The sequence below is a fragment of the Sporosarcina sp. Y838 genome, assembly GCF_056786515.1.
In genome coordinates, this window is sequence record NZ_JBXCJD010000018.1 from 1 (window position 1) to 12,417 (window position 12,417).

Below are 12,417 nucleotides of genomic sequence, written 5' to 3' on the forward strand. Positions count from 1 at the left end.
ACTTTGCGTCATCAATCTTAATTGAACCGCCGTATACCGAACGGTACGTACGGTGGTGTGAGAGGTCGGGAGTTAATCACTCCCTCCTACTCGATTTAGATCAAACCGTTCTAACTGTTCGAACAGTCCTTCTTTTAGTAAAATGTCCCGTTCATGCTTACCGAACAGGTCAAAATGAGGGTAGTCTTTGCGCATATCAATCCATTCCGGCTTCAAACCATATTGTTTTCCCCATTCAACAAGTTTGTCCATATCTGCACAGCCTGCCTTTGTTACTGTTTTGCATCCCGGAAAGCGTTCATCGAGCCAGTAATGGGTTAAAAACGCCATTTCTCCTTCTCTGACTGCTTTTTTCCAAGCCTGTAGTTCGGCTCGTCTAATTCCAAATGCCATTAGTCTTTGCACCGCTTAATTTCTGTATATAAAGCATCCCACTCTGGAGCGATTTTCTTTAAGGAAACTGGACGGAATGATTCTTTTTTCACGACGACATGTTCGGATTTTGCTGTTGCTGAAATTGTTCCGTCTTCATGAAGGATTTCATAGCCGTAGGTTGTACGCAATCTTCCGTGTAACTCTACCCACGTCCGTACAGTCGCTTTTTGACCGTATTTCATCGCAGCCTTATATTGAATGGATAAGTCTGTCACTGGCGATAAGAAGCCATCCGCCTCGAGTTGTGCGTATGTATAGCCCAAGTCCTCGATCAGTTTCGTGCGTCCAATTTCCATCCATACTAAATAGTTCGCATGATAGACGATTCCCATCTGATCCGTCTCGGCATATCTGATTTCAATTTCTTTTTCACTGATAAACATTACCATCACCTCACTACCTATTATACAAAAGCAAGTCTGAAAAAGCTGTCCCGAGATTGCAACAATTTTACAACAAAAAAAGGTGCCCGAATAAATCGGACACCTTCCTATTTATTGAAATTAGTTCGCCTTCATTTTATCACGAAGAACCATTTGTAGGATTCCGCCGTGACGGTAGTAATCAACTTCAACATCCGAGTCGAAACGTGCTAGTACGTCGAATTCTTTGACAGAACCATTTTTCGCTGTTGCTGTCACTTTCAGAATATCGCGTGGTTTAACGCCTTCAGCGATGTTAACACTGATTTCCTCTTCGCCAGTAAGACCAAGTGTTTCAGCACTTTCGCCTTTCATGAATTGAAGTGGTAGAACACCCATCATAACAAGGTTTGAACGGTGAATACGTTCGTAGCTTTCAGCGATAACTGTGCGGATACCTAGAAGTGAAGTACCTTTTGCAGCCCAGTCACGTGAAGAACCCATTCCGTAGTCTTTACCTGTGATGATAGCAAGTCCTGTGCCTTCTTCTTGATACTTCATAGCAGCATCATAAATTGGCATAATTTCTTTTGTAGGCCAGTAAGTCGTAAATCCGCCTTCTGTTCCTTTTGCAATCTGGTTACGAATACGGATGTTAGCGAATGTACCACGCATCATCACTTCATGGTTACCACGGCGTGAACCGTAAGAGTTGAAGAAACGAGGGCTTACGCCATTTTCAATCAAGTATTTACCAGCTGGCGTATCTTTACCGATTGCGCCCGCAGGAGAAATGTGATCCGTCGTAATTGAATCGCCAAATTTACCAATGACACGAAGCCCTGAAAGTGCTTGAATGTCAGCTGGCTCTGTTGCCAGACCTTCAAAGAACGGTGGATTTTGGATGTAAGTTGAGTTTTCATCAAAATCATATAGTGAATCATCAGTTGTTTCAATTGCATTCCACGCTTCGTTCTCAGTGAATACACGCGCATATTCTTTACGGAACAATTCAGGCGTAACTGTTGCTTTAACAACTGCTTGAATTTCTTCCGTAGTTGGCCAAATATCTTTGAAAAAGACATCAAAGCCGTCTTTGTCTTTACCAATTGGCTCTTTTTCGAAGTCGATATCGACTGTTCCAGCAAGTGCATAAGCAACAACAAGTGGCGGTGAAGCCAAGTAGTTTGCTTTCACAAGTGGGTGAATACGTCCTTCAAAGTTACGGTTACCAGAAAGCACGGAAGACATTAGCATATCGTTGCCCATGACCGCTTTTTCAATTTCAGGCAGAAGTGGCCCAGAGTTACCAATACATGTTGTACAACCGTACCCAACAGTATTAAATCCAATTTGATCCAAGAATACATTTAGACCTGAATCTTCCAGGTAGCCTGTAACGACTTTTGAACCTGGTGCAAGTGATGTTTTCACATAAGCAGGAGGTGTAAGCCCTTTTTCAACTGCTTTTTTCGCAACAAGTCCAGCACCTAACATAACATATGGGTTAGAAGTGTTTGTACATGAAGTGATTGCTGCGATTGCAAGGTCGCCGGTTTTGATTTCGACAGAACGTCCGTCTGCGAATTCGATAGTAGCTGTTTTCTTCAACTCTTTTGGTGATAGACCAAAACCTTGGTTCCCTTCAGGTGCAACAACTGCTTCGTTGAATGAGCTTTGCATTTCTGTAAGAGGAATCAAATCTTGTGGACGTTTCGGTCCAGCAAGGTTAGCAGCAATACCAGAAAGGTCGATTTCTACAACATCAGTGTAAGTAGGTTCTTCATTCTCTACAGTGAAGAACATATCATTCTCTACTAGGTATTGTTTAACTACTGCAATGTCGCTCTCTTCACGGCCTGTTAAGCGCATATAATCTAGTGCTTCTTCGTCTACTGGGAAGAATCCACACGTTGCACCGTATTCAGGTGCCATGTTTGCAATTGTTGCACGGTCTGCAAGTGGTAAGTGTGCAACGCCAGGTCCGAAGAACTCGACGAATTTACCAACTACACCGTGTTCACGAAGTGTTTGTGTCACTTTAAGTGCAAGGTCGGTTGCTGTTGTTCCGTTTGGAAGTTGACCAACAAGTTTTACACCAATAACTTCTGGAATCGGGAAGTATGAAGGCTGTCCAAGCATGCCTGCTTCAGCTTCAATACCACCGACACCCCATCCTAGAACACCTATGCCGTTGATCATCGTCGTGTGAGAGTCTGTTCCAACAAGTGTGTCTGGGTATGTTTCGAATGTACCATCTTCGTTTTCAACTGCATGAACAACGTTTGCCAAGTACTCAAGGTTAACTTGGTGGACAATACCTGTTGCTGGTGGGACTGCACGGTAGTTATCGTAAGCTTTTTGTGCCCAGCTTAAAAATTGGTAACGTTCTGCGTTGCGTTCAAATTCAAGCTCCATGTTTAAGTTAAGTGCTTCTGCCGTTCCGTAACGGTCAACTTGCACGGAGTGGTCAATAACAAGGTCAACTGGAATTTCAGGGTTGATTTTGTTAGGGTCACCGCCCATAGCTGCCATTGCTGAACGAAGTGATGCAAGGTCAACGACAACAGGTACACCTGTAAAGTCTTGAAGAATAACACGTGACGGTTTGAAAGGTACTTCTGCATCAGCGTCTGCATCTTTCCCCCATTTCGCCAAGTTTTCAACATGATTGTCTTTGATGACATATCCGTCGTGTTGACGCAGGACGGATTCAAGTAATACTTTAATCGAGTAAGGTAGATTGGAAACTTTAGCGATGCCGGCTTCTTCGAGTGCAGCAAGACGATAATAGTTATACGTCTTTCCATTCAGGTCGAATGATGTTCGGCTGTTATGCAAATTGCTTTTTGCCATTGTTGAATTCCTCCTTTTATCTTAAAAAACTGCTGAAAAGGCTGTAAATAAGCGTCTTTTCTCTACTTCATCATATAATACCTACACACATAAGTAAAATACATTAACTTTATAGTCTATCATAAGTTAATGTTATGACCCTTCTGTTCTTGCAAAAACGCTTCATACATGAAAATAGATTCTAGATTCCTCCCCATAAAAATATTGTATGGTTTGTTAAATCCTTCATTTCACCAAAGTGCAGACGCCCATGTATGCATGAAATTGACTGTTCGTGTCGATGCTAACTCTTCCTAACATACATACCCTATTTCAATCCTTTTGGAACTCTCTTTGCAAAAAAAATAGCTGGCTGCCGGTGTGCTAATATATAGGTCCCCCAGGTAACACTACGTCATTTTAAAAACACGCTTTATGCTATTGTTCTACATTAATCCTCAAAAATTCTCAAAAAGATTGGTAATTTATTTCTTCTTGATGTTTAGGGTATTGTAATAAAGGTTATTACAAATACTGTAGAGGTAATCATAAATCACTAAAAAGGAGATGGACAGTTATGAGTTTCATTTGGTTTTTAATTATTGGTGGTATCATCGGTTGGTTAGCAGGTATGATTTTAGGGAAAGATATCCCAGGCGGAATCATTGGTAATATTATTGCCGGAATCGTCGGCGCATGGATTGGTGGAATGCTTCTAGGGGAATGGGGTCCAAGGGTTTCTGACTTCTATATTGTTCCAGCCATCATCGGAGCACTTATCCTTGTATTCATTGTGAGCCTAATCATGAAATCAATGCGTAAAGCTTCTTAAATCTAAGAAATAGACACTAAAAAGATGGACCCCATTCGTGGCGGTCCATCTTTTTATTCACTTTTTTCCATTTCAATTCGCTGGGCTTCAAATTCATCAAAGAACCAAAGAACATCTTCGACGTATTTGTCACTACGGTTATAGTTGAAAATTGCTTTTTCAAATTCCCCATCCGCTGCTCCACTCTTTGATAAGTAGTTAGCGGCACTATAAATTGCATCTTCCAAATCATATGGGTCGGCAATGCCATCATTATTTGCGTCAACGCCATATCCACCATATTTTTTTATCACAACTGGATTAATTTTATCTTTTTCAGGAATTTCTCCCTTTCCAAGGTCTCCACATCCCGGGTAAGTCCAACCGACGAACGTACAAGGCATAAACTGCATATGTCCTTCAGCACCGACGGGTGACAGTAATGGATCCATCGTAGAAAACTTCGTTTCAATCCTATGGTGCGCTGCAAGTAACGTCCAGGGAATACCGTAAACTTCTGCTGCTTCTTTGTAAACTGGTATGTACTCTCCCGGTATTTCGTTAGCCGTGCGACGGTCTTGCATATCCAGCAATGCGCTAGCGGACTTCTTTATGATATCCGGATTTTTCAGACCTGTCCAAATGATAGCTGTTAACGTGAAGACTGTAACAGCTATAGGGACAAGTAAGATAATAAACATTGCTTTCGCCTTCAAAGATATTCTTTTGTTTTTTCGCTTCTTCATCTCTTCACACCTTTAGTTACAGCCTTGCATTATCGAATTATGCACCTGCTTTATTTAGTGCTTTTATGTCTTTGACGATTTGATCGAATGGCACTTCTGTCATTCCGTTATATGATTTCACAACTTCCCCTTGTTGATTGACGAGGGAAAAAGTAACTGCGTGCATTACCTGGTTCGAATCCGGAATATCTGCAACAAGCGTTTTGAATGATTTTGCTGCGAAGTCAGTGATTTCCTCTTGTTTATAGCCCGTCAGCATTTCCCATCTACTCTGATCTCGGACATCATACGCATCAACGTATTCTTGCATAGCTTCTGGAGTATCAACTGCAGGATCAATACTGAATGATACAATCTTATAGTCATCAACGCCTTCATCCCCAAGTTGGTTATCAAGCTCCGCCATGTTCATCATCATCGGTGGGCAGGCACTCGTACATTCGGTGAAAACGAATTGTGCTATCCAAACATTCCCTTTCAAATCATCCAATGAAACCTGTTCATTTTGTTGGTTCGTAAATTTAAAAGGTGCAACTTTATAATTGTGATCTTCCTTGAAACCACCACCGGAACACGCACTCAAAATCACCATGACTAGTAACATATAAATCAACAATAACTTTTTACTCATTTTATATCCTCCATTATTTATTGATACGTTTATCATATCGGAAGTAGAGGGTTCAAACAAGCATGTGATGTTTGAACCCTCGTCGAACCCATGACGGTTTTGTGAAGTTAACTTCATCGTTGACGACCAGAAGTTTCGATTCGAATCGGAGCAAGGGATAATGCTTGTCATCTTTAGTAATTCATTCATCGACATATACTAGTCCTCTTGCATTTTATATTCGATTTTTACCAGGTCAATCACCTCCTTTCATCCGAAATAGAAGAAAGGAATACATTGTCCGTGTGTTTTTTCACGGATGCTCTTATAATGGTAAATAGAACGGAAGAGGTGAAGATTGTTGCAACAAGACTTATTTATGTGGTTCATCATTTTCTGGTGCGTTGTTCTCATTGGACTTTTCGGTATCGGCGGTTTCTTCATGTTCCGAAAGTTTTTAAAAGTGTTTCCGAAAGCTGATGGCAAGTCCACACTCGACTGGGAAGAACATTACGTGGAGAGCTCTCTTCACCTGTGGAATGATAAAGCTAAACTTTTGCTGAATGAGCTAGTCGTCCCAGTACCGGAATTATTCCGGCCGGTAGCGAAACAAAAAATCGCAGGAAAAATCGGTGAAATTGCACTTGAGGAAAATGCAAAAGCAATTGATACCGATCTAATTATCCGTGGATATATACAAGCGACACCGAAACGTGACCATAAGTTCCTGCGCAAGAAATTGGCTGAAATGAAGTTCGATCTAACTCAGTACGAACATCTATTTTAATCGAATAAAAACGCTAGGCGTTAGAGCCTAGACGGCAAAAAGGTGTCCGCATTTAACTGCGGACACCTTTTATTTGTTTATATTTAGTCAGCATACCTATCCGCCATGGAACAATCATTCCAAATGCTAGAATCCAGAACATTCCGCCCAGTTCACCTACGTCAATGGTACTGCTAAGAAGCAGTTTCCCAACAAGTCGGATAATGAGCAACCCTAGCAGAATAAATAGGAAGGTTTTGGATCGCTTCATATAAATATCGTCATCTCTACGTTCAAAATGCGTTGTCTTTATTAGGATAATCGAGAATAGTAGCCCAACAAAGATGGCCTCGAATATTTGAGGTAACGACACTCTGAATTCCTCGAATATGAACATCAGTGCACCCGTTGACATAAAAAGGGGTGGCAAGATGATTTTCATCGGCGTTACAGGTCTTTTCGCCGCTTTCGTTCTGACAATCAGCGCCATTGTCCCCATGAATAGTGCAAGTATGGTTGAACCGGTTATGAGATAAACCGAGGGTACCTTTGTAAAAACGGTTTCAATTAATTCGTTCATTGTATTTCCTCCAACCGACGCTTCAGTTATTCCATCCATTCATTGAATGAACTGATTTGCTTGTTCAACTTAAAAACCTTGGAAGTCGCCAAATATTGGGCTTAATATGCTTGTTAAATATGTCAATCCATCGAAGAACAACAAAATTCCGAAAGCAATCATGATGATGCCTCCAATTTTCATTATTAGGCCACTGCGTTTTCGAATCCATCCAAGACGTGTGACAAAGAACGATAAGACAAAGAAAGGTATTGCAAAACCTAACACATACATTAACATATAAATGACGCCCGACCCCGGATTTGTCGCAGCAAGTCCCATGATTACTCCAATTATTGGTCCCGAACATGGTGTCCAGCCAGCAGCAAATGCAAGCCCTATCACTGTGCTTCCTAAGTAACCCGAAGGACGGTTTTTAAATTGCAATCTCTTTTCTCCCATAAGGAATTTGGGTGTAAATATACCAGCAATCATCAATCCAAACAAGACCATAAAGATTGCTCCAACTTGTCTTAGTATTTGTTGGTTTTCTTGGAAAAATGTCCCGACAAGCGATGTAGCAAAACCAAGTACAACAAAAATTATCGAAAATCCGATTAAAAAGAATAGTGTATGTAGCATGCCGTTTCTGTTCATACGTTTCGAATCCGATTTTAAATCATCTAGTGACATGCCCGTAATATATGATATGAATGCTGGATATAACGGTAATGTACACGGTGATATGAAACTTAAAAAACCAGCGCCGAAAGCGAGAAATAAATTTATGTCTGTTCCCACATTATTCTCTCCCCTTCATTTTTCTTTCTTAATCTTATCAAAAATAACATTAAACTTCGCCTATTCTGTCTGTGAACAGTTTATGACTTTTAAAGGGTCGTTTGTCTACATTCTATATTCTATGCGAAAAAAAGCTTGCAACGCCAGTAAAAGGCGTATGCAAGCTTGATTTTTTCAGATAACATCTTCCAAAATATTATTTTGAAGAAGATACATTTTATGGTATAGACCTTTTTGTCCTAGTAATTCTTGGTGTGTTCCGCGCTCTATAATTTCCCCCTTATGAAGGACGAGAATCAGTTCAGCATCTTGAATAGTACTGAGTCTGTGGGCAATAGCAATTGTTGTACGTCCTTTCCTCATCTTTTCAAGACTTGTCTGTATTGCCACTTCTGTTTCTGTATCAATGTTGGCAGTCGCCTCATCGAGAACAAGGATTTTGGGATTCGTTGCTATTGTCCGCGCAAATGCGACGAGCTGGCGCTGCCCACTTGAATACGTAGAACCGCGTTCCGTCACTTTTTGCGAGTACTTTTCAGGAAGTTTTTCAATGAACTCATTGGCTTGGACAAATTCTGCAGCGGCTCTAACATCCTCTGATGTCATATTTTTATTATGCAAACGGATATTACTTTTGATATCTCCATAGAAAAGGAACGGATCTTGCAAGACAAGACCTGTCTTCTTCCGTAGTTCTTCTTTTGGAAATTCTTTCAATGAAACATCATCGATATAAATATCACCACGTTCATATTCATAAAAACGCATCAGTAAGTTGATAATGGAGCTTTTTCCGCTTCCAGTATGGCCAACGAGTGCAACGGTCTCTCCCGCATTCGCAGTGAATGAGATATTTTTTAATACATCAGTTTGTCCATCATATGAAAAAGATACATCACGGAATTCGATTTTACCATCTTGAATTACGGCTTGTTTACCATCGTTCTGTTCCGGTTCTATATCCGGATCATCCATTAATTTAAATACACGGGACGCCGCAACCATTGCTTGCTGAAAAATGGATAATCTTTGCATCACTTGTTGGACGGGCTGGAATAAACGACGAATCAATGTCGTAAATGCATATAAAACACCTACTTCAACAGGGCTTGCCAGTGATATAAATCCGAAATAACCGAGTACAAAGACGATTGCTCCTGCATACAGCAGATCGATTGCCGGACCGAGCAGGATGCCGTCAAATTTAATGTTACGCATTCCTGCACGGTAATGTTTTTCGTTGATGTCGTCAAACTCAATTTCTAGACGTTCTTCCTGCCTAAATGCTTGAATCATCCCCATGCCGGATAATGATTCGGCTATTTTAGCATTCAGCTGACTCAACCGTTCACGGATGTCTTGATAGAAATCCGCACTATATCTCCTATAAATGACGATGACCGTTAAGAAGAGTGGCAACAATAACAGGGATATTAGTGCAAGCTTTGCATCAAGTGAAAATAGTGCAATGTAAACGCCGAGAAGCACAAAAATGGCTTGTAAAAACGTAACAATGACACTGACGAACATTTCTTTGATGGCTTCCGTGTCATTTGTTACACGCGAAACAATACTTCCAGCAGGCGTTTTATCAAAATAACGCATTCCAAGGCTTTGCACTTTTGAAAACACATCGATTCGCATCTGCTGAATAATTTTTAACGCAATATCTTGGAATCGAATCAGTTGGAAATAGGACACGACGACCATAAACACTTGGATACCTATATAAACTAGCGCAATGTTCATTATTTCTGTTCTTGGGAAGTTCATCGTCGCTAAATGATTATCGATAAATCTTTGGATTATCAAAGGTCCGACTATACTGCCAGTGACTGTCAAAACGAGTAGGATCAGCGCAAATATAATGCTCTTTTTATGAGGAATGATATATCTCAACAATCTCTTTAAAACAAACCATTGATCTTTTGCCGTTAGTTTCGGTTGTTTTTCTTCTGACATTATTCCTCACCCCCCTGTTCGACAAGTACTTCAAGTTGTTGCAAGTCATACATTTCTTTATATCTTCCAGCCAGATCGATTAATTCTTCGTGTGTTCCAGCTTCGACAATTGCTCCTTCATCCATGACGATAATTTTATGTGCATGTTGGATGGCACTTAGTCGATGTGAAGTAATAATTGTAGTTTCGTTCGTACGTGTTTGTTTGAGCGAGTATAAAATTGCTTCTTCCGTTTGGGCATCGACAGCTGATAAAGAATCATCCAAAAGTAGCAATTCCGGTTCCATAATTAATGCACGTGCAATGGAAACCCGTTGTTTTTGACCTCCAGACAGAGAGACCCCACGTTCTCCTACTATCGTTTCATACCCTTCTGTAAACCCTAAAATATCTTCATGGATATGCGCGAGTTGCGCAGCATGATGAATTCTATCGGGTGCTATTCTTGGATTTATGAAAGCAATATTTTCAGCAAGTGTCGTTGAGAAAAGGAAGTGGTCTTGCGGTACATAACCGATTGACTCTCTTAAACGTTGCTGTTTATATTGATTAATAGGTTTGTCTCCATATATGATGCTTCCTTTATACCCTTCAAACTCTCGTAACAGTAATTTCAGGATTGCCGTTTTACCTGATCCCGTTTTACCGACAATTCCCATTGTTTCACCCCGTTTTAATGTGAAGTGAACATTACGCAGAGCCGCCCGCTCATCACCTGGGAATTTAAACTCATCTATATCGAAATGCAAATCGCCTTCGGGTCTTCTATCAATTGCACCAGGCAAATCTTTAATTTCAGGCGATACAGATAATAGTTCTGTAATTCGGCTGTAAGATGCATTACCTCTCTCTACGATATTAAAGAGGAAGCCAAACGCAAGCATTGGCCAGACCAGAAGGCCGAGGTAGGCACTGAACGCTACCATGTCACCGATTGACATGTCCCCTGCAATGATAAATTTCGTTCCAAAATAGAAAGACAGAATGTATGAAATCGCGAATATACCCGTAATTGTCGGATCGAATAATGCATCCACTTTAGCGACACGCATATTTTTACTGACAACATCAGTAGACAATTTGGTGAAATCCTCAATATCTTCGTTTTTTTGTCCGAATGTCTTAATGACTTTGATACCCGATATACTTTCCTGTGTCTTGTCATTCAAATTTGAAAATGCTTCTTGGGAAAATCTGAATCGCTTACGTAGCAATCTACCATAATAGCTAGTCAGGAAGATCATGAATGGCAACGGAATGAGTGCAATTAGTGTCAGTTTCCAATGGATGGTGATTGCCATTGTTAAAATGACGAATCCGCCCGTCGCAATGGAATCGACCAGTGTCAAAATCCCCATACCCGCCGTTTGCTGCACGGCATTTACATCATTTGTTGCATGAGCCATTAGGTCTCCTACACGTCTTTTTTGGTAGAAGGATGGTGACATTCTTGTAAAATGATTGAACAATTTTTCACGCATCGTCCGCGACAACAATACAGCAGAACCAAAAATCATGACACGCCAATAATAGCGCGCTATGTACATGAGAATGCCGGAAATTGCTAGGATAACAAGCCATCTTGTGAGCCCGGCGGTTGTTAACGAACTCTCTGTAATGTCATCGACGATAATCCCAATAATCTTCGGTGGCAACAGTTGCAATATTGAGACGAAAACAAGCGCCGAAACCCCTAAAAGATATTGCTTCTTCCGCTGTTTGAAAAACCAGCCGAGCTGAACTAAAACCTTCACACTACTCCCCCTATTTTACTATAAAATTGAACCTTTGATTAGTTTAGCAAATGTCTGGACAATAAAAAAGGTCCGAGGTATAAATAATTCGAATTCGGAAATAGTTTCGTTGGTAAGATACGGATAAGCCATGCCATTTGCTCATATAATTACGAAGTATCGTCATTTGACTTTGAGGAGGAACTTAAATATGAGGACAGTAAATAACAAATTACTAGTATTACTACTTATACTACTAGGCACGGCAGTTTGTTCAGCCTGTTCGTACAATAGCGAAAAAGCGGTGCGTAATGGTGATGTTGTCAATATGCATGGACCTGTCTATAACTACCCCGTATTCGAAGCTTTTTTGGAAAGTATAGAGTCTAAGAAATCCGATGTAGTCCGTATTGCAAATTACTCACTTCAAGGAGACCCGACTTTATACAATCTGTCCTACAACGGCTCCTCGATTGCCTTAGAGATTAACCGTTCAAAAAATAAAAATAGAGGAAACAATCCTACTAAAACAAACATGACATGTACAAATCTAATTGAAAAGGATGGTCAGCAATTATTTGTCTACACGCTTACTGGATGCGATTCGTCTGACGAAAGTTTTACAATTTTAAGTGTAGCGAAAGAGCATGTGGACGAACATGAACACTAGGTATGGCTAATTAAGGTCGATTGTCTCGATGCCGACAATCGTATTCAGAGATATTTTTTGCAGCTTGGAGTTATCCTCTATATAAATAACTTGTAGCCGAGTATCCAACCTTTTCAAGATACCCGTC

General features: G+C 40.6%; 12 protein-coding genes. 3 read left to right on the forward strand and 9 right to left on the reverse strand.

Annotated features, from left to right (window positions below):
• Window positions 1–72: 72 nt before the first annotated feature.
• The 3 genes from AC1TO4_RS16110 to acnA all read right to left on the reverse strand — a co-directional run bounded on the left by AC1TO4_RS16110 (window position 73) and on the right by acnA (window position 3,653).
• Window positions 73–393, reverse strand: coding sequence for a hypothetical protein (locus tag AC1TO4_RS16110; RefSeq protein WP_482106163.1), 321 nt, complete (start codon window positions 391–393; stop codon window positions 73–75).
• On the reverse strand, window positions 393–818 hold the full coding sequence (locus tag AC1TO4_RS16115) for an acyl-CoA thioesterase (RefSeq protein ID WP_482106164.1): 426 nt from the start codon (window positions 816–818) through the stop codon (window positions 393–395). Before AC1TO4_RS16115 ends, AC1TO4_RS16110 begins: the two co-directional genes overlap by 1 nt.
• Before the next feature lie 120 nt (window positions 819–938).
• Complete coding sequence (gene acnA, locus AC1TO4_RS16120) at window positions 939–3,653, reverse strand: aconitate hydratase AcnA (protein ID WP_482106165.1); 2,715 nt, start codon at window positions 3,651–3,653, stop codon at window positions 939–941.
• Window positions 3,654–4,209: 556 nt separating this feature from the next.
• On the opposite strand from acnA, the gene AC1TO4_RS16125 reads away from it, so the two are divergent.
• Window positions 4,210–4,464 (forward strand): GlsB/YeaQ/YmgE family stress response membrane protein, encoded by a 255-nt coding sequence (locus AC1TO4_RS16125; RefSeq protein WP_482102548.1) that lies wholly within the window; start codon window positions 4,210–4,212, stop codon window positions 4,462–4,464.
• A 53-nt stretch (window positions 4,465–4,517) separates the two neighbouring features.
• Here the strand turns inward: AC1TO4_RS16125 and AC1TO4_RS16130 are convergent, their stop codons facing one another.
• The gene (locus AC1TO4_RS16130; RefSeq protein WP_482106166.1) at window positions 4,518–5,189 is read right to left on the reverse strand and encodes a lytic transglycosylase domain-containing protein; all 672 of its coding nucleotides are present in this window, start codon (window positions 5,187–5,189) and stop codon (window positions 4,518–4,520) included.
• Window positions 5,190–5,226: 37 nt separating this feature from the next.
• A complete protein-coding gene (locus tag AC1TO4_RS16135; protein ID WP_482106167.1) occupies window positions 5,227–6,015 on the reverse strand; it encodes an SCO family protein in 789 nt (262 codons plus the stop codon).
• A 163-nt stretch (window positions 6,016–6,178) separates the two neighbouring features.
• Between AC1TO4_RS16135 and AC1TO4_RS16140 the strand changes: the two genes are divergently transcribed.
• Window positions 6,179–6,586, forward strand: coding sequence for a DUF2621 family protein (locus tag AC1TO4_RS16140; protein WP_482102601.1), 408 nt, complete (start codon window positions 6,179–6,181; stop codon window positions 6,584–6,586).
• Between the two features lie 52 nt (window positions 6,587–6,638).
• Here the strand turns inward: AC1TO4_RS16140 and AC1TO4_RS16145 are convergent, their stop codons facing one another.
• The 4 genes from AC1TO4_RS16145 to AC1TO4_RS16160 form a co-directional block, all read right to left on the reverse strand.
• Window positions 6,639–7,145: a CcdC family protein gene (locus AC1TO4_RS16145; RefSeq protein WP_482106168.1), complete on the reverse strand. Its 507-nt coding sequence runs from the start codon at window positions 7,143–7,145 to the stop codon at window positions 6,639–6,641.
• 69 nt (window positions 7,146–7,214) lie between these two features.
• Complete coding sequence (locus AC1TO4_RS16150) at window positions 7,215–7,925, reverse strand: cytochrome c biogenesis CcdA family protein (protein ID WP_482106169.1); 711 nt, start codon at window positions 7,923–7,925, stop codon at window positions 7,215–7,217.
• Window positions 7,926–8,099: 174 nt separating this feature from the next.
• A complete protein-coding gene (locus AC1TO4_RS16155; RefSeq protein WP_482106170.1) occupies window positions 8,100–9,887 on the reverse strand; it encodes an ABC transporter ATP-binding protein in 1,788 nt (595 codons plus the stop codon).
• On the reverse strand, window positions 9,887–11,641 hold the full coding sequence (locus tag AC1TO4_RS16160; RefSeq protein WP_482102542.1) for an ABC transporter transmembrane domain-containing protein: 1,755 nt from the start codon (window positions 11,639–11,641) through the stop codon (window positions 9,887–9,889). Before AC1TO4_RS16160 ends, AC1TO4_RS16155 begins: the two co-directional genes overlap by 1 nt.
• 190 nt (window positions 11,642–11,831) lie before the next feature.
• On the opposite strand from AC1TO4_RS16160, the gene AC1TO4_RS16165 reads away from it, so the two are divergent.
• Complete coding sequence (locus AC1TO4_RS16165; RefSeq protein WP_482106171.1) at window positions 11,832–12,290, forward strand: DUF4362 domain-containing protein; 459 nt, start codon at window positions 11,832–11,834, stop codon at window positions 12,288–12,290.
• Window positions 12,291–12,417 lie beyond the last annotated feature (127 nt).